20 protein-coding genes and 1 riboswitch are annotated in these 22,539 nt (G+C 69.8%); of the genes, 10 read left to right on the top strand and 10 right to left on the bottom strand.

Going from position 1 to position 22,539, the window contains the following annotated elements; genetic code table 11:
• Positions 1-249: 249 nt before the first annotated feature.
• The gene (locus BST11_RS01855) at positions 250-474 is read right to left on the bottom strand and encodes a hypothetical protein (protein WP_083136317.1); all 225 of its coding nucleotides are present in this window, start codon (positions 472-474) and stop codon (positions 250-252) included.
• Positions 475-530: 56 nt separating this feature from the next.
• Positions 531-905 (bottom strand): nuclear transport factor 2 family protein, encoded by a 375-nt coding sequence (locus tag BST11_RS01850; RefSeq protein ID WP_067326985.1) that lies wholly within the window; start codon positions 903-905, stop codon positions 531-533.
• Between the two features lie 125 nt (positions 906-1,030).
• Here BST11_RS01850 and BST11_RS01845 point away from each other — a divergent pair, with 125 nt between their 5' ends.
• From BST11_RS01845 to BST11_RS01835, 3 genes are all read left to right on the top strand, one after another.
• On the top strand, positions 1,031-1,885 hold the full coding sequence (locus tag BST11_RS01845) for a rhomboid family intramembrane serine protease (RefSeq protein WP_083136316.1): 855 nt from the start codon (positions 1,031-1,033) through the stop codon (positions 1,883-1,885).
• A gap of 11 nt (positions 1,886-1,896) precedes the next feature.
• A complete protein-coding gene (locus BST11_RS01840; RefSeq protein WP_083136315.1) occupies positions 1,897-2,358 on the top strand; it encodes an SRPBCC family protein in 462 nt (153 codons plus the stop codon).
• A 247-nt stretch (positions 2,359-2,605) separates the two neighbouring features.
• A complete protein-coding gene (locus tag BST11_RS01835; RefSeq protein ID WP_244897458.1) occupies positions 2,606-4,582 on the top strand; it encodes an acyltransferase family protein in 1,977 nt (658 codons plus the stop codon).
• Between the two features lie 2 nt (positions 4,583-4,584).
• On the opposite strand, the gene BST11_RS01830 is transcribed toward BST11_RS01835, so the two are convergent.
• Positions 4,585-5,244, bottom strand: coding sequence for an O-methyltransferase (locus tag BST11_RS01830; RefSeq protein ID WP_083136313.1), 660 nt, complete (start codon positions 5,242-5,244; stop codon positions 4,585-4,587).
• 68 nt (positions 5,245-5,312) lie between these two features.
• A riboswitch (M-box (ykoK) riboswitch) is annotated at positions 5,313-5,487 on the top strand.
• A 278-nt stretch (positions 5,488-5,765) separates the two neighbouring features.
• Between BST11_RS01830 and BST11_RS26975 the strand changes: the two genes are divergently transcribed.
• Together BST11_RS26975 and BST11_RS01825 are read left to right on the top strand one after the other, a co-directional pair.
• On the top strand, positions 5,766-5,981 hold the full coding sequence (locus BST11_RS26975) for a hypothetical protein (protein ID WP_131805930.1): 216 nt from the start codon (positions 5,766-5,768) through the stop codon (positions 5,979-5,981).
• 37 nt (positions 5,982-6,018) lie between these two features.
• Positions 6,019-7,836 (top strand): NRAMP family divalent metal transporter, encoded by a 1,818-nt coding sequence (locus BST11_RS01825; RefSeq protein ID WP_083136466.1) that lies wholly within the window; start codon positions 6,019-6,021, stop codon positions 7,834-7,836.
• A gap of 1 nt (position 7,837) precedes the next feature.
• On the opposite strand, the gene BST11_RS01820 is transcribed toward BST11_RS01825, so the two are convergent.
• Complete coding sequence (locus BST11_RS01820; protein ID WP_083136465.1) at positions 7,838-8,776, bottom strand: NADP-dependent oxidoreductase; 939 nt, start codon at positions 8,774-8,776, stop codon at positions 7,838-7,840.
• Between the two features lie 131 nt (positions 8,777-8,907).
• Here BST11_RS01820 and BST11_RS01815 point away from each other — a divergent pair, with 131 nt between their 5' ends.
• Positions 8,908-9,525 carry a hypothetical protein gene (locus BST11_RS01815; RefSeq protein ID WP_083136312.1) on the top strand — a complete coding sequence of 206 codons (618 nt, stop codon included), beginning with the start codon at positions 8,908-8,910 and terminating at the stop codon, positions 9,523-9,525.
• Positions 9,526-9,532: 7 nt separating this feature from the next.
• Here BST11_RS01815 and BST11_RS01810 read toward each other — a convergent pair whose 3' ends face one another.
• Positions 9,533-10,288, bottom strand: coding sequence for a L,D-transpeptidase (locus BST11_RS01810; protein ID WP_083136464.1), 756 nt, complete (start codon positions 10,286-10,288; stop codon positions 9,533-9,535).
• A 112-nt stretch (positions 10,289-10,400) separates the two neighbouring features.
• Positions 10,401-12,086 (bottom strand): oxalyl-CoA decarboxylase, encoded by a 1,686-nt coding sequence (gene oxc, locus BST11_RS01805; RefSeq protein ID WP_083136311.1) that lies wholly within the window; start codon positions 12,084-12,086, stop codon positions 10,401-10,403.
• Positions 12,087-12,193: 107 nt separating this feature from the next.
• On the opposite strand from oxc, the gene BST11_RS01800 reads away from it, so the two are divergent.
• On the top strand, positions 12,194-13,750 hold the full coding sequence (locus tag BST11_RS01800; protein ID WP_372509609.1) for a FadD7 family fatty acid--CoA ligase: 1,557 nt from the start codon (positions 12,194-12,196) through the stop codon (positions 13,748-13,750).
• Here the strand turns inward: BST11_RS01800 and BST11_RS01795 are convergent.
• The 3 genes from BST11_RS01795 to BST11_RS01785 all read right to left on the bottom strand — a co-directional run bounded on the left by BST11_RS01795 (position 13,741) and on the right by BST11_RS01785 (position 16,960).
• Complete coding sequence (locus BST11_RS01795; protein WP_068206284.1) at positions 13,741-14,220, bottom strand: DUF2231 domain-containing protein; 480 nt, start codon at positions 14,218-14,220, stop codon at positions 13,741-13,743. The two genes, BST11_RS01800 and BST11_RS01795, sit on opposite strands and share 10 nt — an antisense overlap.
• 14 nt (positions 14,221-14,234) lie before the next feature.
• On the bottom strand, positions 14,235-16,397 hold the full coding sequence (locus tag BST11_RS01790) for an elongation factor G-like protein EF-G2 (RefSeq protein WP_083136309.1): 2,163 nt from the start codon (positions 16,395-16,397) through the stop codon (positions 14,235-14,237).
• A 137-nt stretch (positions 16,398-16,534) separates the two neighbouring features.
• Positions 16,535-16,960: a TIGR03668 family PPOX class F420-dependent oxidoreductase gene (locus BST11_RS01785; protein ID WP_083136308.1), complete on the bottom strand. Its 426-nt coding sequence runs from the start codon at positions 16,958-16,960 to the stop codon at positions 16,535-16,537.
• A gap of 113 nt (positions 16,961-17,073) precedes the next feature.
• On the opposite strand from BST11_RS01785, the gene BST11_RS01780 reads away from it, so the two are divergent.
• The 3 genes from BST11_RS01780 (at position 17,074) to BST11_RS01770 (ending at position 21,377) form a co-directional block, all read left to right on the top strand.
• Complete coding sequence (locus BST11_RS01780; protein ID WP_083136307.1) at positions 17,074-18,114, top strand: S1C family serine protease; 1,041 nt, start codon at positions 17,074-17,076, stop codon at positions 18,112-18,114.
• Positions 18,115-18,234: 120 nt separating this feature from the next.
• Positions 18,235-20,010 carry a maltose alpha-D-glucosyltransferase gene (treS, locus tag BST11_RS01775; protein ID WP_067327026.1) on the top strand — a complete coding sequence of 592 codons (1,776 nt, stop codon included), beginning with the start codon at positions 18,235-18,237 and terminating at the stop codon, positions 20,008-20,010.
• On the top strand, positions 20,007-21,377 hold the full coding sequence (locus BST11_RS01770; protein WP_083136306.1) for a maltokinase N-terminal cap-like domain-containing protein: 1,371 nt from the start codon (positions 20,007-20,009) through the stop codon (positions 21,375-21,377). The genes treS and BST11_RS01770 overlap by 4 nt, the downstream gene beginning before the upstream one ends.
• A gap of 76 nt (positions 21,378-21,453) precedes the next feature.
• Here the strand turns inward: BST11_RS01770 and ag85C are convergent, their stop codons facing one another.
• Positions 21,454-22,497, bottom strand: a complete 1,044-nt coding sequence (gene ag85C / locus BST11_RS01765) for a diacylglycerol acyltransferase/mycolyltransferase Ag85C (RefSeq protein WP_083136305.1) — start codon at positions 22,495-22,497, stop codon at positions 21,454-21,456.
• Positions 22,498-22,539: the final 42 nt, after the last annotated feature.

The raw sequence follows: 22,539 nt of genomic DNA, 5'->3' as shown, positions 1-22,539 counted from the left end.
TTCCTGGGACACAGGTTACCGGCTTGGGCGGCGGGCCAAACCTGCCCGACGGGGATGGCGGGAGGAAGCCGGCGCGGGCGCGGGGGCCGGTCGCGGCCGGCATACCCGCGCTCGCGCTTCGCAATGCCCGAACGCGTTGGCGGGTACGGCATTTCGGGCGCGGCGGGATATGGTGGCGACCCCGAAACACCAATGCGCGGTAGCCGTCGACCGGCTACGCGCGCAACATGTGGGTTCGGTGAAATCCGGCTATAAGATTCGGTGGTTCGCCCTGCCGACGTGGTAGCCGGCCGGGAAGGACTTCTCGATGACCTGCAGCTGGTGGTCGACTCGCGACTCGAGTTCGAGAACCACGCAGCTGTCGCTGACGGTTTTCGATTCGAGAACGATGTACCGCTGACCGCCATCGGTGATGGGGTCGCCTGAATGCAATTTTTCGACGGGCACCAATTCGGGGTTTCCGTGTGACTCCACGCACCACACGTTAGGTCAATTCCGCGGGTGAGGGAATAGTTCTCGCGCCGGCGCGGCTACGCGCGGCCGCCCCCCGGCTGCTTGAAGAACACGCTCACACGAGAGATCAGACCGTCGTCGCCCCGCTCGAACAGAATGCATTCGGGCCACGTGGCGGCGGCGCCGTCGATGTCGAACGACTCGCTCAACTCGACGTAGGACAGGCGGTCGTCGACGTGCGAGACGCGGGTGACCTCCAGCCGGTGGCCCTCCAGGTTGTTGATCACCTTGCGCAGGTAGGCGACGTAGTGCCGCTTGCCCTCGACGGCGTCGCAAAACGGGCCCTCGCGGGTCAAGCCATCGTCGGCGATGGTCGTGGCCAGGCCGTCCCAGTCGTGCGCGGCCAGGCACTCCAGATAGCGCTCCACCACGCCGGCGCCAGCGTCAGCCACGCGGTGACCTGACGAATAAGACCTCAACAAGGGGCCACGACAAAGAGCTCACGAAGACACAGTAAGGCCACGCGGCGGCTCGCGGAATACCGGTGAAAACCCGGCGACACGGCGACAATGATGCGATGAGCGCACCGCACCAGCCGGCTGGGGCGCCGACGTGCTACCGGCACCCCGGTCGCCCGACTCACCTCCGCTGCAACCGCTGTGAGCGGTACATCTGCCCCGACTGCATGCGCAGCGCCGCGGTCGGCCACCAGTGTGTGGAGTGCGTCCAGGCCGGCGCCCGGACGATTCGGTCACCGCGCACCCGGTTCGGCGGGCGGCAGCGGTCGGGCCCGCCGGCGGTCACCTATGCGCTGATCGCCGCCAACGTCGCGGTTTTCGTGGCGCAGCTGGCGTCGCGCGATCTGGAAAAGCGACTGACGCTGTGGCCGCCGGCCGTCGCCGACGGCCAGCTGTATCGACTGGCGACGGCGGCGTTCCTGCACTACGGCCCAATGCATTTGCTGTTGAACATGTGGGCGCTCTACGTCGTGGGACCGCCGCTCGAGATGTGGCTGGGCCGACTGCGGTTCGGCGCGCTGTACGCATTGAGCGGGCTGGGCGGCTCGGTCCTGGTCTATCTGCTATCGCCGCTGGGCACCGCGACGGCGGGGGCGTCGGGTGCGATATTCGGCCTCTTCGGCGCGACGTTCGTGGTGGTCAGGCGGCTCACCCTGGACGTCCGATGGGTCGGCGCGGTCATCGTGGTCAACCTAATGTTCACGTTCGCCGCGCGACAGATCAGCTGGCAGGCGCACGTCGGCGGGCTCGTCACCGGCGCCGCGGTGGCCGCGGCCTACGTGTACCCGCCCGCCAAACGGCGGAACGCGGTGCAGGCCGCGGTGACGATCGTCGTCGTGTTCGCGTTCACCGCGCTGATCTACTGGCGCACAAACGATATCCTCGCCGGGGCCGGAGGGCATCACCCGGGCTGACGGAGGTTTTCATGAGCTGGTGGGTCGCGGAGTCCGAGCACACGCTGTCCGAGGAAGTGCCCGCGCCACCGGGCGACGTCCGCGATTTCTATGTCGACCTGGACAACATCGGGCTCGTCCATCCCTTGATCGTGTCGGTGCGGGCCACGTCGCGCACCGAAACGCCGGAAGGCTATCTGCAGAGCTACCGGGTGGTGGACCGGATCCCGTTGGGGCCGTTGACGCTACGTATCACCTACCGTGCGCGCCTGCACGTCCGCACGGACGGCGAGGTGACGACCGAGGCCGATCAGTCACCCGGGGTGCGCCTGCGCGGAACGGTGAGCTTCACGCCGACCGAGGGAGGCACCCGCCTTACCGAACGGATCCGCATCCGTGCGCCCCGGCCGTTGGCGCCGACGACGACGCGCGAGGCGCTCAAGGCGCACCACGAGATGCTGGCGGGCATCCGGCGCCACTTCGAGTCTGCGTGACGGCAAAACCGTTGCGCGTCTTCGCGGTCCTCGCGTGTCGTGTTCTCGATCCGGCGGGCTACCGAATTAGGCTTGCTGCGATCAAGAGGAGGGGCAGCGACGTATCGGCAGCAACTTCGGCGCCGGACGAGGTGGTCAGGGCGCGCTAACGGCGGACTCTGAGCCGGGCGGGAGGCACCCCGCCCGGGCACGTCCTGCTCGGCGGCCGCGATGGGTCGCTCCGGTTCGCCGCGCCGGCCGGCTCGCAATCTGGGACCAAGCGGAACGGCGCAGCGGCATCCCCGCGCTGGACGGGCTGCGCGCGATCGCGGTCGCCCTGGTGCTCATCGGGCACGGCGGCATCCCGGGGGTGGCGGGCGGCTTCATCGGCGTCGACGTGTTCTTCGTCCTCAGCGGCTTCCTGATCACGTCGCTCCTGCTCGACGAGCTCCGTCGCACCGGTCGCATTGAGCTGACCGGCTTTTGGATCCGGCGGGCGCGACGGCTGCTGCCGGCTCTGCTGTTGATGGTGCTCACCGTGGGAGCGGCCCGCGCGTTGCTGCCCACCCAATCGCTGACCGGGTTGCGCGACGACGCGATCGCGGCGTTCCTGTGGGTGGCGAACTGGCGGTTCGTGGCCCAGAAGACGGACTATTTCACCCGGGGCGCCCCGCCGTCGCCGCTGCAGCACACCTGGTCGCTCGGCGTGGAGGAGCAGTACTACTTCATCTGGCCGGTGCTGCTGGTCGCGGTGACCCTGCTGTTGGCCGCGCGGGCCAGGCGCTACTTCCGAAGGGCCACCGTGGGCGGGGTGCGGTTCGCCACGTTTGTCATCGCCACGGTGGGCGCGCTGGCGTCCGCGGTGGCCGCCGCCGTCCTTGCCTCCGACACCACGCGGGACCGGATCTATTTCGGCACCGACACCCGCGCGCAGGCCCTGTTGGTCGGCTCCGCGGCGGCGGCCCTGCTGGTGCGGGATTGGCCGTCGATGAACCGCGGCTGGTGCCTGATCGGGTCCCGGTGGGGGCGGCGCGTCGCCCGGTTGCTGCCGCTGCTCGGCCTGGCCGGGCTGGCGGCGGCGACGCACTGCGCGACGGGCGCGGCCGGCGAGTTTCGCCGCGGCCTGCTGATCGGGGTCGCCCTCGCTTCCGTGCTCGTGATCGCGCCCATCGCGCTGGAGCAGCGCGGAGTCGTCGCGCGCATCCTGGCCCTGCGTCCGCTGGTGTGGCTGGGCACCATCTCCTACGGCGTCTACCTCTGGCACTGGCCAATCTTCCTGGCCGTCAACGGCGAACGGACCGGATGGTCGGGGCCGCCGCTGTTCGTCGCCAGGTGCGCGGCCACCGTGATGATCGCCGCCGCGTCGTGGTGGCTGATCGAACAACCGGTCCGCCGCTGGCGGCCGGTGCGGGTGCCCCTGCTGCCGCTGGCGGCGGCCACCGTGGCCAGCGCCGCCGCGGTGACACTGCTGGTGATTCCGGTGGGAACCGGGACCGGTCTGCGCGAGGCCGGCCTGCCGCCCGACGTCTCGGCCGTGGCCGCGGTGTCTCCCTCGCCGCCCGGCGGCGCCCACCCGGCGCCGCGCGATCCCCACCGGCCGTTCACCGTTTCGGTGTTCGGCGATTCGATCGGGTGGACGTGGATGCACTACCTGCCGCCGACGCCGGGCTTCGCGTTCCTCGACCACACCGTCATCGGCTGCAGCCTGGTGCGCGGCACGCCGTACCGGTACATCGGGCAAACCCTCGAGCAGAGGCCGGAGTGCGACGGCTGGCCGATCAGGTGGTCGGCGCAGATCGGCCGGGACCAGCCGGACGTTGCGCTGTTGATCATCGGCCGCTGGGAGACGGTCGATCGGGTCAACGAGGGTCAATGGACCCACATCGGCGACCCGACCTTCGACGCCTATCTCAACGGCGAGCTGGAGCGGGCGCTGAACATCTTGGGCTCCACCGGTGTTCGCGTCGTGGTGGCCACGGTGCCCTACAGCCGGGGCGGCGAAAAAGCCGACGGACGCCTGTATCCGGAGGACCAACCCGACCGGGTCAACCTCTGGAACACCATGCTGCGCAAGACGGTTGCCCACCACCCGAATGTCGCGATCGTCGATCTGAACAAGAAACTGTGTCCCGACGGCGTTTACACCGCCAAGGTCGACGGCATCAAGGTCCGCAGCGACGGCGTCCACCTCACCCCCGAAGGGGTGAAATGGTTGACACCATGGCTCGAGGAATCGCTGCGATAACGCTAACCGCCCGTGCGGCAGCTGATCTCCATGCTGTCGCTTTCTCGGACGAGGAAATTGGAGCTGACGTACCCGTTGGCCGGGTCGCGCACGCGGTCGAGGTAGGGCCGCGTGTCCGCTGCGTTGGCGTTGTCGGCCACGACCAGCGCGCCGGTCGCCAGGCGTGGCTCGAGCAGCTCGATCACCGGCAGATACAGGTCCTTCCAGCCGTCGAGCAGCACGAAGTCGACCGGGCCGTCCAGGTCGGCCAGGGTGGTCAGGGCGTCTCCCTCGAGGATGGTGATCACGTCGTCCAAGCCGGTCTCGGCGAACGTCCGCCTGGCCGCCGCGATCTTGGCGCCGCTGAGCTCGGTGGTCACCACGCGGCCTGCGCCGTTGTCGCGGACCGCCGACGCGAGGTGGAGGGCGGAGATTCCGAAGGACATCCCGAACTCGACCACCGTCGCCGGGCGAGCGGCGCGCACCAGCGCGTAGAGCAGGCGCCCGGCCTCCGGGGTCACCGGGATGTAGAACTCGCTCATCGCCTCGGCGCGCTGCTGCGCGCTCATCGGGCGCTCGAAGTCACCGAGCCGCTCGCGCAGCTTCGGCATCTGGCTATTCGTTTCCGCGTACATCCGGTCGAGCACCTTCGCGACGCGCGGCTCCTGCAACGTGTTGGCCATACGTCGAGGGTAGGACTCGCGGGTGGCACCGTTTGACGGGCACAGGGCCGCAGGGCAATATGGACGTGCAAGCACCTCGGTAGGTGAGGCGTCTGCATGGATACAGGCCACTGACCCCGAACGTCGAGAGACGCCCCGGGTCAGGACAGCTCTTCCCGGACCCAAGGGTTGAGCCCAAGTGGCTTCCGGACGAAGCTCCGGATACGCCGTGCAGTGCCGAAGCTCCGACGAGAGGGGTGCGACCGGAGGCCTGCCCCCGGTCATTCGTGCCTCTCCCGTTCAGGTGTAACGAGACGACACCCGCGTGTGTCCCGGCCGCGAGGAGGTGAGGGCGAGATGAGTCCCGGCGACAGTTCCTATCCGAAATCCGTCTTGTCCCGATCCGGTTCCGGCCGTCTGTCCGCCTGACGCCTCCCTGGATGCCCTGCGAACCCGCGCTGAGCGCGGGGGTCGTTGAGGCGGGAGCTGTGCGGGCGTTCCGAACGACACGAGCCGGTCGGGCACTCCGACAGGAGAAGATCATGGCTTTTGTTGTTGCACACCGCTTTACCGGCCTCAAGAGGGGGCCGAGCCGGCCGATGCTTCGGGTGGGCCGGCTGCTGGCCGACAAGCTGCACGCGCGGAGCGCCCTGACTCCGCAGGAGCGGGCCAACCTCTACGTCTCCCGGATGCCGATCGCGGTCGTCACGGCCTCGCTCGGCGGACATCCATACGACCCCGCGGGCAACCACCGGTAATTCGGTGTCCGAACTCGTTGAGCTGACGGAGAATCCGATGCCCTCCAGCCCCACGCGGCTGCGCGGCGGCCTGCGCAGCTCCGCGCCCGGCGGCGGCACGGCCCCGGTACCGGCCAACCCCCGCGGGGTGTCCGGCCAGGCCGTGCCGGATCCCGCGCACACCGGCGACATCGTCGGTGCGTTCGGCCGCATCCACCGAGACGCCACCGGCGGCGCCGGCGGTATTTTCGGTGGCCGCTGGCGGCGCCTGCGGACGCTGCTGGTCATCACCGGGCCCGGCCTGATCGCGATGGTGGGCGACAACGACGCCGGCGGCGTCGCGACCTACGCGCAGTCCGGGCAGAACTACGGCATGGGCCTGCTGTGGGCGCTGGTGTTGATGATCCCGGTGCTGTACGTGAACCAGGAGATGGTGGTGCGGCTGGGCGCGGTCACCCGGGTGGGCCACGCGCGGCTGATCTTCGAGCGGTTCGGCAAGTTCTGGGGTGCCTTCAGCGTCGGTGATCTGCTGATCCTCAACGCCCTGACGATCGTCACCGAATTCATCGGCGTGTCACTGGCCCTGGGGTTTTTGGGCTGTCCCAGGATCGTCGCGATCCCCGCCGCCGCCGTGTTGTTGTTCGCCGTGGTGGCCGGGGGTTCGTTCCGCCGCTGGGAAGCGTTGATGTTCGTGCTGATCGCGGTGAACGTGCTGATCATCCCGATGGTGCTGCTGGCGCATCCCTCCCTGAAAGGCGCCGCCGGGGGGTTGGCGCCCCAGTTCCCGGGTGGGCTCAACTCCACCGTGCTGCTGTTGGTGGTCGCGATCGTGGGCACCACGGTGGCGCCGTGGCAGCTGTTCTTTCAGCAGTCCAACGTCGTGGACAAGCGCATCACGGCGCGGTGGATCCCTTACGCGCGAGCCGATTTGGTCATCGGCATCGTCGTGGTCATCGTCGGGGCGACGGCCCTGATGGCGGTGACCGCGTTCGGGCTGGCCGGCACCGCCGACGCCGGTGGATTCACCGACGCCGGCGCGGTCGCTTCGGCCCTGTCCACGCATCTCGGTGGCGCCGTCGGGGTGCTGTTCGCGGTCATCCTGCTGGACGCGTCGCTGATCGGCGCGAACGCCATCGGGCTGGCCACCACCTACGCGATCGGCGATGCGATGGGCAGGCGGCACTCGCTGCACTGGAAGATCGCCGAGGCGCCACTGTTTTACGGCGGCTACGCGCTGTTGCTCGCGGTCTCGGCCGCGGTCGCGTTCAGCCCAGATCACATACTGGGCCTGGTGACCCAGGGCGTGCAGGCGCTCGCCGGAGTGCTGCTGCCGTCGGCTACCGTCTTCCTGGTCCTGCTCTGCAACGACCGCGCCGTGCTCGGCCCGTGGGTAAACACCGTGCGGCAGAACATCTTCGCGTGGACCATCGTGTGGTGCCTGGTGTTGTTGTCGCTCGCGCTGACGGCGACCACCTTCTTCCCGGACCTGTCCACGGCCACCATCGAGACCGGGCTCGCCGCCGGCGCGGCGGTCGGCATCGCCGGCGGTGCGGTCGCGATCGTGGCCGGCCGGCGGTATCGCGACCTGCGCGACGCGGAGGCCATCGTGGGGACACTCGGCGGCGGACTGGATCCCGAACAGGTCGAGGAGCTCGACGACGCCCCGCTCCTGACGCGGGCCGAACGCCGCGCGGTCCGCCGACAGGACCGGGCGAACTGGCAGACCCCCGACCTCGCCTCGCTCGACCGGCCCACCCTGTCGCCGATCCACCGGATGGGGCTGTTGACCCTGCGCGGCTACCTGGTGGTGGCCGTCGCGTTCGTGATCATCAAGATCGTGCAGACCGGCGTCGTCGGGCCGGCGATTTCATTCTGACTCAAACCTGCGGCCGCAGAACGATCTTGCCCCGGGTGTGCCGCTTCTCGAGTTCCTCGAAGGCGTCGGCCACCCGGTCCAGCGGATACGTCCCGGCGACCTCGAAATCGATGGCGCCGGACGCGACCAGGCCGGCCATTTCCTCGAGCACTTCGGTCGTCGACGCGTCCGCGCTGCCCTCGGTCCTGGCGCCGACCTCTACCGCCTTCTCGAACGAGATGATGGTGTCGATTCGTTCGGGTGCGACGCCGAGATCCACGGCGAGCTGGACGTAGTCGGGGCCGAGCAGGTCGATGAACGCGTCGATCCCGTCGGGCGCCGCCGCGCGCAGCCGGTCGGCCAAACCGTCCCCGTAGGCGATCGGGATGACCCCGTGGGCGCGCAGCCAGTCGGCGTTGCCCGGACCGGCGATGCCAAGCACCACCGCCTCCCGCCGGACCAGCAGCTGCACGGCGAGGCTTCCGACCCCCCCGGCGGCGGCCGACACGGCGACCGTCTCGCCCGGTTGCGGTGCGACCGCGCGGACCGCGGCGTAAGCCGTCGCGCCGGCCACGTACAGCGAACCCGCCACCTCCCAACTCAATTGGGGGGGTTTGCGAATCAGTTGGTGGACCGGAACGGCGGTGTGGGTGGCGTGGCTGGATCGGCGCAGGCTGAACCCCAGGACCTCGTCGCCGACGGAGAACTCGGCGACTCCGGGCCCGACGGCGGTCACCACGCCCGCAAGGTCGCTGCCCTCGCCGGAGGGAAAAGCGGCGGGGAAGATTTCGTGCATCGCGCCGGTCCGGATGGCGACCTCGCCGGGATTGATCCCGGCGGCGCGCACCTCGACCACCACCTCGCCCGGCCCGGGTGAGGGCATGTCGACGTCCGCGACGTACAACACGCCCCGGTCCCCGTAGCGGTCGAACCGTACGGCGCGAGCCTTCCCAGCCGTCATCTTGTGCCCCTCCACCCCGAACGGCCCGTGCCCACGCCAGCATAGGCGCGAACCCGTCCTTGTTCCTTCCGGCGTTTCGCAGTAGCGTCAGGCGCCGCGGCCGAACTGTGGATCGACGCGGAAGGAACGCCATGCAGCTCGCTCGGATTGCCGCCGCCGGATGGCTGGTCGCGACCCTCGCCGTCGTGGGCGCCGCGGTCACCGGGTGCGGCGGCGACCACACGTCCTCGCCGGCCTCGTCTTCGTCGACATTCTCCAGCGCCGCCGCCGCATCGAGCGGTTCGGTCACCAACCCGTCACCGGGCCAGCCCACCGACTACAGCTCGTTGCTGATCAAGGCCGGCGACATCGGCGGGGATTTCACCACTCCCCAACCGCCCGTGCAGAATCCAAACAACGCCGCGGGCGTCGCCCAGCTGTACACCAGCCCCGACAACACCCGGCGCATCGGGGTCACCATCTTGATCGTCGCCGACCCCTCGGTGGTCCCGGCGGGCATCGAGAACACCAAGAACAATTACGCGGGCAAGGTCAGCGGCACGTGGCAACCGGTCGACGTGGGTGCCAACGGTTTCATGATTTCGGGTAATTCCCGGGACAATTCGGTGACGGTGCTGCTGTTCAGCGAGGGCAAGGCGATCGCTAACCTGGAATTCGACAGTGCCCCAAACGATCCCATCGATCCGAACGTGGCGATCGACGTCGGCCGCAAGCAGGACGCGGCGATCAAGGCCGGGTTGCCGGGCTAGCCTCAGATCAGGCCACGACCTGGATGGGGTCGCCGACGTTGACCTGGTTGAAGTACCACGCGGCGTTGTCCGGGCTCAGGTTGATGCAGCCGTGGCTGACGTTGGCGTGGCCCTGCGAGTCGACCGACCACGGGGCCGAGTGGACGTAAACGCCGCTCCAGGTGACCCGCACCGCGTACTGCGCGGTGATCTTGTAGCCCTCGGGCGAGCTCAGCGGGATTCCAATGGTTCGCGAGTCCATCACCACGGTGCGCTCCTTGTCCAGCGCGGTGAAGTTGCCGATCGGCGTCGGGCGGCTCGGCTTGCCCATCGACGCCGGCATCGTGCGCAGGATCTCGCCGTTTCGGCTGACGGTGAAGGTGTGGCCGGACAGGCTGGCGACACCGAGGAATTCGTCGCCGGTGTCGAAGCCGGTCGTCAGCGCCTGCACGCCGACCGAGACGTGCGTGTGGGCGGGCCAATAGTGGTTCGGAACCCACTGCACCACGTCGTTGTTCAGCCACTCGAAGTGGCCCGGCATCCGGGCCGGCGACGTCACGCGGATGGACCGCTCGGCGGCGGCGCGGTCGGTGACCGGCGCGGTGAACGTGACCATGACCGGGTGTGCCACGCCCACCACCGCGCCGTTAGCGGGCGAAACCGAGGCAACTCCGGGGACCGGCTCGGGCAGCGGCACCGCCGCCACGCCGCGCGCACCGCTCCCCAACGCGGCCATGCCCGCGATCGCTACCATAACGAACAGATAACGAACCGCACGGCGCATGGCGTTCATCCTTCGGGATGGTTCAACGGACACAACGATATTCTACTGGCTGCCCGTCCACCGCGTTTTCCAGCAAACATTTGCGTGTTCGCTGGACCGACATCGACGGCCGCTACGGCGCGGCCGCGCCGGCCGGGTTGCGACTGGCCAGATGACCGCTTTCCACGCCGGCCGACGGGTCCAGTTCGCAGTCGATGACGGACGGCCCGTTGGACGCGATCGCCTCGGCCAGCGCCCTGCGCAGCTCCGACGGCGTGGTGACGCGGTATCCCTTGCCGCCGAACGCCTCCGCGATCAGCTCGTGACGCGCGTGCCCACTCAGCGCCGTCGGCGCGGGATCGTCACCGGCGGCCTTCTCGTCGCCGCGGTACACGCCGCCGTTGTTGAGGATGACGACGGTCACCGGCAGCCGGTAGCGGCAGAGCGTCTCGACCTCCATGCCCGAAAAGCCGAACGCGCTGTCGCCCTCGATGGCGACGACGGGATCGCCGGTCTCCACCGCGGCGCCGATGGCGTATCCCATGCCGATGCCCATCACGCCCCAGGTTCCCGTGTCGAGCCGGTGTCGCGGAAGCTCCATGTCCAGGACGTTGCGGGTCAGGTCCAGCGCGTTGGCCCCCTCGTTGACCACATAGGTCCCCGGGTTGTCTTGCAGCACAGACCGAATGGCGCCCAGCGCGTTGTAGAACCGCATGGGCCGGGGGTCTTCGGCCAGGCGCGCGCGCATCTTGGCGTCGTTGCGGGCCCGCCGATCGGCCAGCTCCCTCGTCCACTCCGCGGGCACGGCGATCGGGTGGGCGGCCAGCGCGTCACTCAGCGCCGACATCACCGACCCGATGTCGCCGGCCAGCGGCGCGGCGATGGGACGGTTGCTGTCGAATTCGGACGCCTCGATGTCGACCTGCACGAACTTGGCGTCGGCCGACCACTGGGGCGATTCCCCGTGGCCGAGCAGCCAATTCAGCCGCGCCCCGATCAGCAGGACCGCGTCGGTGCGCGCAATGGCCAGCGAGCGGGCGGCCGCGACCGACTGCGGATGGGAGTCCGGCAGCAGACCCTTGGCCATCGACATCGGCAGGAACGGAATCCCGGTGTCCTCCACGAACTTCCGGATCGCGTCGTCTGCCCGAGCATATGCGGCGCCCTTGCCCAGCACGACCAGCGGGCGCCGCGCCCGCCCCAGCAGGTCCAGCGCGCGGTCGATCGCGTCCGGGGACGGCAGCTGCCGCGGGGCCGGCTCGACCACGCGCCAAATGGTGTCGTCCGAGGCCGACGCGTCCAGGGTCTGGCCCAGCACGTCGCCGGGGATGTCGAGGTAGACGCCGCCCGGGCGGCCGGAGACCGCGGTGCGGATCGCCCGCGCCACTCCGAGCCCGATGTCCTCGGCCCGGCCGATCCGATACGCGGCCTTCGCGAAAGGCGTTGCGGCGGCGAGCTGGTCGAGATCCTGATAGTCGCCGCGCCGCAGGTCCACCATCGCCCGGTCGCTCGAACCCGAGATCTGGATCATCGGGAAGCAGTTCGTCGTGGCGTTGGCCAGCGCGGGCAGCCCGTTGAGAAAGCCGGGCCCGGACGTCGTCAGGCACACACCCGGGCGCCGCGTCAGGAACCCGGCGGCGGCCGCCGCGTTGCCGGCCGAGGCCTCCTGCCGAAAGCCGATGAAGCGGATCCCCGACGCCTGCGCGGTGCGCGCGAGATCGGTGATCGGGATGCCCACGATGCCGTAGATGGTGGCGACGTCGTTGGCCTTGAGGGCATCCACGACGAGGTGGAAGCCGTCGGTCAGACGTTTGGTCATGTGGCGACTCCTCGTGTAGTAGTGCCAGTCAACACGACTTAGCGGTACGGCGCCGCGTACGGCAGGCTCGGTGGCGGACGAGTACACCCGACGGGAAGGGCATGGCGATGGCGACCGGCACGGCCGAAGAAACCCCGCGCATCGCGGACCTGCTCGTGGCGGCGGCGAAGGACCGGCCGGACGCGCCGGCCTTGGTCGTCACCTCCGACCGCATCGGGCTCAGCTACCGCGACCTGGTCCGCCTCGTCGACGACCTGGCCGGGCAGCTGGAGCGGGCGGGCCTGCGACCCGGGGACCGGGTCGCGCTGCGCGCGGCCAGCAACGCCGAATTCGTCGTCGCCCTGTTGGGGGCCTCGCGGGCCGGGTTGGTCGTGGTCCCGCTGGACCCGGCGCTGCCGGCCGGCGAGCGGCGCACGCGAAGCGCGACCGCGGGGGCGCGGGCGGTGCTGGTCGACGCCGCCGGCCCCGACGACACGCCCGAGCCGGCCTGCTGGCCGGTCGCGGTGACGGTCGGCGCCGAGCCGGCCGCGATCGGGGTGCGCCTCGACGCGGCCACGCCCCCGCAGGGCGACGTGTCGGTGCCCGAGGGGCTGCGCGACGACGACGCCATGATCATGTTCACCGGCGGCACCACCGGCATGCCGAAGATGGTGCCCTGGACCCACGGCAACATCGCCACCTCGGTACGGGCGATCGTCGCCGGCTACGGGCTGGGACCCGCGGACGCGACGGTCGCCGTGATGCCGCTCTACCACGGCCACGGCCTGGTCGCTTCGCTGCTGTCGACGCTGGCGTCCGGGGGGACGGTGCTGCTGCCGGCGCGGGGCCGGTTCTCCGCGCACACGTTCTGGGACGACGTCGACGCCGTCGGCGCCACCTGGTACACGGCGGTCCCGACGATTCACCAGATCCTGCTGGAACGCACCCGGACCGAGCGCCCGCGGACGAAGGCCGCGCTGCGCTTCATCCGCAGCTGCAGCGCACCGCTCACCCCGGAGGCGGCCCAGGCGCTGCACGAAACGTTTGCGGCGCCGGTGGTGTGCGCCTTCGGGATGACGGAGGCGACCCACCAGGTGGCCACGACGGGGGTCGTGGCGGCCGAAAACACCGCCGTCGCAACGGGTCTCGTGGGCCGCTCGACCGGGCCGGAAATCCGGATCGCCGGTACCGACGGGCAACCCCTGCCCGCGGAAAGCGTCGGGGAGGTCTGGTTGCGCGGCCCGACCGTCGTGCGCGGCTACCTCGGCGACCCGGCCATCACCGCCGCCAACTTCTCCGACGGGTGGCTGCGCACCGGCGACCTGGGATCGGTGTCGCCGGCCGGGGAGCTGAGCATCCGCGGCCGGATCAAGGAACTGATCAACCGCGGCGGCGAGAAGATTTCGCCGGAGCGTGTCGAGGGCGTGCTGGCCGGCCACCCCAACGTCGCGGAGGCGGCCGTGTTCGGCCGGCCGGACGAGATGTACGGGGAGGCGGTGGCGGCGGCGATCGTGCCGCGCGAGTCACCGGCGCCGACGCCGGCCGAGCTCGCGGAGTTCTGCCGCGAGCGCCTGGCCCCCTTCGAGGTGCCGGCCACCGTCGTCGAGGCCGGCGAGCTGCCGCACACCGCGAAGGGCTCGCTCGACCGGCGCGCCGTTGCCGAGCGGTTCGGCCGTCAGGGCTGAGCGGCCGACGCGGTGACGTTGCCCCACGCCGCCCGCGCGCCCGAATCGCCGATGCGGTAGGTCTGCACCAGGGTGGCCACCGCGGCGCCGATCACCAGCACGCCGACCACCGCGTGCGCGGCGAATTTCACGGTCCGCCCCGCCGCCTGGCGCAGGTGCACGGCGGCCAGCAGCGTCACCGTCGCCACCAGGGCCGCCACCATGTAGACGAGGGTCGCGCCGAGTCGCTCGTGCTCCGCCAGGACCGGCGGTGCCGGGCCGACGCGATCCGCCAGCCACGCACCCGAGCTGGTGGTCAAGGGGACCAGGACCAGGGTCCCCACGGCCAGCAGCAGTACCAGCCAGATCAGCCGTCGTCGCGCCGCGGGCCACAGCGCGCACAGGATCGCCAGCACCGCCGTGAGCGGCGCCAGGGCCACGACGAAATGGTTGAGCAGGATGTGCGCGGGCAGCCCGTGGAACGTCGACATCCGCAAATACGCTGTCACGCCGTGGTTTTCACCCGGGCGGCCGCGGACTCCGGCATGGGCTCGTAGCGCACGAACGAACGCGTGAACGAGGCGGCCCCATGAGAGAGCGAGCGCAGGTCGATCGCGTAGCGCGTCAGCTCGACCTGCGGCACCTCGGCCTTGACCACCGTGCGGTCGTTGCCGACGGTGTCGGTGCCGAGCACGCGGCCGCGCCGCCCCGACAGGTCGCCCATCACCGCGCCGACGTAGTCGTCGGGCACCAGCACCGAGATCTCGTCGATCGGCTCGAGCAGGCACACCTTGGTCGCCGCCGCCGCCTCCCGCAACGCCAGCGCGCCCGCGGCCTGGAACGCGAAGTCCGACGAGTCCACGCTGTGGGCCTTGCCGTCGAGCAGGGTGACGCGGATGTCGACGACGGGATAGCCGGCGTGGACGCCCTTTTCCATCTGCGCGCGGACGCCCTTCTCCACGCTCGGGATGAACTGGCGCGGCACCGCCCCGCCGACCACCTTGTCGACGAACTCGAAACCCGAGCCCTCCGGCAGCGGCTCCACCTCGATGTCGCAGACCCCGTACTGCCCGTGCCCACCGGACTGCTTGATGTGGCGGCCGTGCCCTTTCGCCTTGCCGCCGAAGGTTTCTCGCAGCGGGACCCGCAGTTCGACCGTGTCCACGGTGACGCCGTAGCGGTTGGCCAGCGAGTCGAGCACGACGCCGGCGTGCGCCTCACCCATGCACCACAGCACGATCTGGTGCGTCTCCTGGTTCTGCTCGATGCGCAGCGTCGGATCCTCGGCGGCCAGCCGCGCCAGCCCGGCCGACAGCTTGTCCTCGTCGGTCTTGGCGTGCGCCTGGATGGCCACCGGCAGCAGCGGTTCGGGCATCGTCCAGGGCTTGAGCACCAGCGGCTCGGACTTGTCCGACAGCGTGTCGCCGGTCTCGGCGCGGCTGAGCTTGCCGATCGCGCAGATGTCGCCCGCCACCACGGCCGCGGCGGGGCGCTGCTGCTTGCCGAGCGGGAAGGACAGGACGCCGACGCGTTCGTCCTCGTCGTGGTCGGGGTGCGAATGCCCGCTGCCATTCGAGCTTGCGCCGAAAAACGACGCAAAATGGCCCGACACGTGAACCGTCGTGTCGGGCCTGATGGTCCCGGAGAACACGCGGACCAGGCTGACCCTGCCGACGTAGGGGTCCGACGTCGTCTTCACCACCTCCGCGAGCAATGGGCCGTCGGCGTCGCAGGGCAGCTTCGCGTGCGTGGCCCCCGTCGGCGTGAACACTTCCGGCAGCGGGTGTTCCATCGGCGACGGGAATCCGCGGGTGGCGACCTCGAGCAATTCCAGGGTGCCGACGCCGGTGCCGCTGCACACCGGGATAACCGGGAAGAACGACGCCCGGGCGACGGCGCGCTCCAGGTCCTCGATGAGCGCCGACTCGTCGATGGACTCCCCGCCGAGGTAGCGGTCCATGAGCGACTCGTCCTCGGACTCCTCGATGATTCCCTCGATCAGGGCGCCGCGCGCCTCCTCGATGCGGTCGGCATCGGCGGGGTCCGGCTCGCTCACGGTCCGCTTGCCGTCGCTGTACTCGTAGCGTTTCTGCGACAGCAACCCGATCAGGCCGGCGCAGTTGTTCTGGGAGGTCGGCAGGTAAAGCGGAAGCACCTTGTCGCCGAAGGCGTCCTGGGCGGCGGCCAGGGCCTCCTGGTAGTTCGCGCGGGCGTGGTCGAGCTTGGTGATCACCACGGCGCGGGGCATGCCGACCTGGCTGCACTCCTGCCACAGCGACTTGGTCGGCTCGTCGACTCCCTCGTTCGCCGCGATCACGAACAGCGCGCAGTCCGCGGCGCGCAGCCCGGCCCGCAACTCGCCCACGAAGTCGGCGTACCCGGGCGTGTCCACCAGGTTGACCTTGATGCCGTCGTGCGCCAGCGACGCCACGGCGAGCCCGACGGAGCGCTGCTGCCGGATCTCCGCGTCGTCGTAGTCGCACACCGTGGTGCCCTCGGTGACCGAGCCGGGGCGGGTCAGCACGCCGGCGGCGACCAGCAAGGCCTCGACCAGGGTTGTCTTGCCGCCGCTCGAAGGCCCCACCAGCGCCACATTGCGAACATCGCCCGGGGATTTCACGGTGGGGGCGGCCCCCGCGCCCTGGGAAGTGTTCGCCTTGTCCGCCATGACTTTCCTCCAGTTCTGCACGTCGCTTCGCGGCGCGGTGTGTTCTGTACCACACGACCCCGTAGGCAACTTTTCCCCCAACCGACGCCCAACACAAGGCCACCGGTCGGCCAATTGCCCGCGGCGGGGCGACGCCGTCAGGCGTGCCAGGCGGACCAGCGGTGCACGGTGACCGCGATGAGCGGACCGTTCAACGAAACCGATTGGTACTGGGGATATTTGGCGCGCAGCAACGCCAAACCGGCCTCCATCGCCTCGGGGTCGGCATGGATCGCCGCGAGGCCGTCGGCCCGGACCCACCACAACCGGGCCCAGTCGTCGTCGTAGTCGTCGACGAGGAGGCTGACCTGCGGGTTGCTCTCGATGTTGGCCAGGCGGCGCAGCCGCCGCGTCGTCTTGGGCTTCGCGTCGACGGCGGTGTAGATCACGTCATGCTCCCCGTCCGGGCCGCGGCCGACCGCGAACACCACCGGCACCAGGTGCGGCGCGCCGTCGGGCGTGCTCGTGGCAAGCCGGGCTACCGGGGACCGCGAAAACCTGACTTTCGGGTCGAATCCGCCCACGCTGTCAGCCTATGAATAGCAACCTGCATTACGGTTATACAGACTAAGTCGTGTCGCCCAGACCCGGAGGCTGGGCGAATTCTGATTCTTATCGGGATGCAGGAGGTGACGGGATGGGCAAATGGCACCACCGCTCAGTCTGGTGGTCATGGTTGGTCAGCGTGCTGGCCGTGGTCGGCCTGGGCCTGGGCCTGGGCTTCTCCCCAGCCCCGGCATCCGCGCGGCCTTCGCTGCCGCTGGACCCCTCGGCGATCGTGGGTCAGGTCGGGCCGCAGGTGGTCAACATCAACACGAAATTCGGTTACAACAACGCCGTCGGAGCCGGTACCGGCATCGTGATCGATCCGGCCGGCGTCGTGCTGACCAACAACCACGTGATCTCCGGTGCCACCGACATCAGTGCCTTCGCCGTCGGCAACGGCCAGACGTACGGCGTCGACGTCGTCGGTTATGACCGCACCGCGGACGTCGCGGTCCTGCAGCTTCGCGGCGCCTCCGGGCTGCCCGCGGCCAACATCGGCGGCGGCGTGGGGGTCGGCGAGCCCGTCGTCGCGCTGGGGAACGCCGGCGGTCAGGGCGGAACGCCCAGCGCGGTGGCCGGCAAGGTCGTCGCCCTCAACCAGACAGTCTCGGCCACGGACACCCTGACCGGCGCCGAGGAGACGCTGGGCGGCCTGATCCAGGCCGACACCGCGATCAGGCCCGGCGACTCGGGCGGGCCGCTGGTCAACGGCGCCGGGCAGGTGGTCGGCGTGAACACGGCCGCGTCCGACAACTACAAGCTGTCCGGCGGGCAGGGCTTCGCCATCCCGATCGGCAACGCGATGGCGGTCGCCAACCAGATCCGGTCCGGGGCCGCGTCCAACACGGTGCACATCGGCCCGACGGCCTTCCTCGGCTTGGGTGTTTCCGACACCAACGGCAATGGCGCGCGGGTCGAACGCGTGGTCGGCAGCGGGCCGGCCGCCGCGGCCGGAATCTCCGCGGGCGACGTCATCACCGGCGTCGACAACGTGCCCATCAACGGGGCCACCGCGCTGACCGACGTGCTCGTCCCGCACCACCCCGGGGACACCATCACCCTGCACTATCGCGCCAAGGCCGGTGGTGACCGCACCGCGACCGTGACCCTGGCGGACGGGCCCCCGGCCTGACCTTCGCCGAACCATGTCCGGCTCCCGCCCGATTAGGTTGTGGCCCAGCGTGGTTGGAGCCCCGGCGAGGCGCGTGATTCCGAGTATCGCGCCTCGGGTACCCGTGGCATCGTGGAATTGATGAACGACGCAAAAGACGCTGTCGAGCACGATCCAGCCGCGGGAAGTCACGTCGAAGACGGGGTGGTCGAGCACCCGGACGCCGAGGATTTCGAGAACGCCGCCGCGCTGCCCGCCGACCCAACGTGGTTCAAGCACGCCGTGTTCTACGAGGTGCTGGTCCGGGCGTTCAGCGACGCCAACGCCGACGGCCAGGGCGACCTGCGTGGCCTGATCGACCGCCTGGACTACCTGCAGTGGCTGGGGATCGACTGCATCTGGCTGCCGCCGTTCTACGACTCGCCGCTGCGCGACGGCGGCTACGACATCAGGGACTTCTACAAGGTGTTGCCCGAGTTCGGCACCGTCGAGGACTTCGTCGACCTGCTCGACGCGGCGCACAAGCGGGGGATCCGGGTGATCACCGACCTGGTGATGAACCACACCTCGGAGTCGCACCCGTGGTTTCAGGAGTCGCGGCACGACCCCGACGGCCCGTACGGCGACTACTACGTGTGGAGCGACACCAGCGAGCGCTACACCGACGCCCGGATCATCTTCGTCGACACCGAGGAATCGAACTGGACCTTCGACCCCGTGCGCCGCCAGTTCTACTGGCACCGGTTCTTCTCGCATCAGCCGGACCTGAACTACGACAACCCGGCCGTTCAGGAGGCGATGATCGACGTCATCCGCTTCTGGCTCGGGCTGGGGATCGACGGGTTCCGCCTGGACGCGGTGCCCTACCTGTTCGAACGCGAGGGCACCAACTGCGAGAACCTGCCCGAGACGCACGCGTTCCTCAGGCGCGTCCGCAAGGTGGTCGACGACGAGTTCCCCGGCCGCGTGCTGCTGGCCGAGGCGAACCAGTGGCCGGCCGACGTGGTCGAGTACTTCGGGGACGCCAGCACCGGCGGCGACGAATGCCACATGGCGTTCCACTTCCCGCTGATGCCGCGCATCTTCATGGCCGTCCGCCGCGAGTCGCGGATCCCCATTTCGGAGATCCTCGCCCAGACGCCCGAGATCCCGGACATGGCCCAGTGGGGGATCTTCCTGCGCAACCACGACGAGTTGACCCTGGAGATGGTCACCGACGAGGAACGCGACTACATGTACGCCGAGTACGCCAAGGACCCGCGGATGAAGGCCAACGTCGGGATCCGCCGCCGCCTGGCGCCGCTGCTGGACAACGACCGCAACCAGATCGAGCTGTTCACCGCGCTGCTGCTGTCGTTGCCCGGCTCGCCGGTCCTCTACTACGGCGACGAGATCGGCATGGGCGACGTGATCTGGCTGGGTGACCGCGACGGCGTGCGCACGCCGATGCAGTGGACGCCGGACCGCAACGCCGGATTCTCGAAGGCCAACCCCGGCCGGCTGTACCTGCCGCCCAGCCAGGACCCGGTCTACGGCTACCAGGCCGTCAACGTGGAGGCCCAGCGCGACACCTCGACGTCGCTGCTCAACTTCACCCGCACGATGCTGGCGGTGCGGGGGCGGCACAAGGCGTTTGCGGTCGGATCGTTCGAGGAACTCGGCGGGTCGAACCCTTCGGTGCTGGCGTTCGTGCGCCAAACCCCTGACGACGCGGACACCGTGCTGTGCGTCAACAACCTGTCGCGCTTCCCCCAGCCGATCGAGCTGAACCTGCAGCACTGGAGTGGCCACACGCCGGTGGAGCTGACCGGACAGGTGCAGTTCCCCCGCGTGGGTCACCTGCCCTATCTGCTGACACTGCCGGGACACGGGTTCTACTGGTTCCAGTTGTCCCCCGGGCCTGAGGAGAACGCATGACTGTCCCAGCTGGGTCGCCGGCCAAGTTGCCTTGGTCCGAGTGGCTGCCACAGCAACGGTGGTACGCCGGACGCAACCGGGAGCTGACGAGCGCGGCGGCCGGCGTCGTCGTCCCGCTGCGCGAGGACCTCGACCTGGTGCTGGTCGACGTCGACTATGCCGACGGGTCGTCGGAGTGCTACCAGGTGATCGTCGGGTGGGACACCGCGCCGGTCTCGGAGTACAGCGCGGTGGCCACGATCGGCTCGGCGGACGACCGGACCGGCTTCGACGCCCTGTTCGACGTCGAGGCCCCGCGCTACCTGCTGTCGCTGCTCGACTCCTCGGCCGCGCGCGGCTCGTCCGGGGCCGAGGTGGCGTTCGCCAAGGAACCCGGCGTCGAGCTGCCGCTCGAGGCGATGCCGTACGTCTCCGACGCCGAGCAGAGCAATACCAGCGTGATCTTTGACCGGAACGCCATCTTCAAGGTGTTCCGCCGGGTCAGCAGCGGCATCAACCCCGACATCGAGCTGAACCGGGTGCTCGCCCGCGCGGGCAACCCGCACGTGGCCCGGCTGCTCGGCACCTACGAGATGACCCGGCCCGACGGTTCCGCCGATGCGGTGTGGCCCCTGGGCATGGTGACCGAGTTCGCATCGAATGCCGCCGAAGGCTGGGCCATGGCCACCGCGAGCATCCGGGACCTGTTCGCCGAGGGCGACCTGTATGCCCACGAGGTCGGCGGCGACTTCGCCGCGGAGTCCAACCGGCTGGGCGAGGCGGTGGCCTCCGTACACGCCACGCTGGCCGAGCACCTCGGCACGGCGGAGGCCCCCTTCCCGGTGGACAGCGTGCTCGCGCGCCTCGCGGCGACCGTCGCCAAGGTTCCGGAGCTCGAGGAGTACGCGGCGACCATCGAGGAGCGCTTCCAGAAGCTCGCCGGCGAGACGGTCACGGTGCAGCGGGTGCACGGCGACCTGCACCTGGGGCAGGTGCTGCGGACCCCGGAGAGCTGGCTGCTGATCGACTTCGAGGGCGAACCGGGCCAGCCGCTCGACGAGCGGCGCGCGCCGGATTCGGTGTTGCGCGACGTGGCCGGTGTCTTGCGCTCGTTCGAGTACGCCGCCTACGGGCCCCTGGTCGACCAGGCGTCTAAGAACCAGGACAAACAGCTGGCCGCGCGCGCCCGGGAATGGGTCCAGCGCAACTGCACCGCGTTCTGCGACGGCTACGCGGCGGTGTCGGGGATCGACCCGCGGGATTCGGCGCAGCTGCTGGCCGCCTACGAACTCGACAAGGCGGTCTACGAGGCCGGCTACGAGGCGCGGCACCGGCCCGGCTGGCTGCCGATCCCGCTGCGCTCGATCGCGCGGCTGGTCGCCGCCTGATGTCCCGCGCGCCAAAGAAGCATCGGCAGCAGCGCTGACCGGTGCGCTGCTGCCGATGCCGGCTTCGGTGTGGCCCCTACGCCCCGTTGGCCCCGTCGGCCGGAGCCGGAGCGGCAGCGGGGGCGGGAGCGCTGACGGCGTTGATCGTCTGAATGATGTCGGGCTTCATGGCCACCAGCTGCTGATTCCAGTAGGGCCACGAGTGTGTCCCGTTGGCCGGGAAGTTGAACGTCCCGTTGCGCCCGCCCGCGGCCACGTAGTTGTTCTGGAAGGTCTGGTTGGTGCGCAGCGTGAGGCCCTCCAGGAACTTCGCGGGCATATTGTCACCGCCGAGGTCGGTGGGCGTGCCGTTGCCGCAGTAGACCCACACCCGGGTGTTGTTGGCCACCAGCCGCGGGATCTGGACCATCGGGTCGTTGCGCTTCCACGCCGGGTCGCTCGACGGACCCCACATGCTGTTGGCGTTGTAGCCGCCGGAGTCGTTCATCGCCAGGCCGATCAGGGTCGGCCACCAGCCCTCGGACGGGTTGAGGAAACCGGAAAGCGATGCGGCGTAGGGGAATTGCTGCGGGTAGTAGGCGGCGAGGATCATCGCCGAACCACCCGACATCGACAGGCCCACCGCGGCGTTGCCGTACGGTGAGAGCTGCTTGTTGGCCTGCAGCCACGCGGGCATCTCCTGGGTGAGGAACGTCTCCCACTTGTAGGTGTAGTTCTGCCCGTTGCCCGACGACGGCTGGTACCAGTTGCTGTAGAAACTGGACTGCCCACCGACGGGCATGACCACCGACAGGCCGGACTGGTAGTACTCCTCGAAGGCCGGGGTGTTGATGTCCCAACCGTTGTAGTCGTCCTGGGCCCGCAGCCCGTCGAGCAGGTAGACCGCGTGCGGACCGCCCCCCTGGAACTGGACCTTGATGTTGCGGCCCATCGACGGCGACGGCACCTGCAGGTACTCCACCGGAAGACCCGGCTTCGAGAACGCCCCCGCGGTAGCCGAGCCGCCGACGGTGGTGATCAGACCGGACAGCAGGGCCGCCCCCACGGCCGCGATCGCCAGCCGGCGCGGCGCACTCGCTGCTGCACCACGCAACTTCCGCACCTCTTCGAAGAACGACATAGCCTTCTACCCATCCCATCTGCCGCGTGACGCGGTCGAATT

Origin of the sequence: Mycobacterium alsense (assembly GCF_002086635.1) — a bacterium.
In the GTDB taxonomy this organism is placed as follows: domain Bacteria; phylum Actinomycetota; class Actinomycetes; order Mycobacteriales; family Mycobacteriaceae; genus Mycobacterium; species Mycobacterium alsense.
The sequence above is the reverse complement of the archived record's forward strand: the minus strand, read 5'-3'. Positions and strand labels throughout refer to the sequence as shown.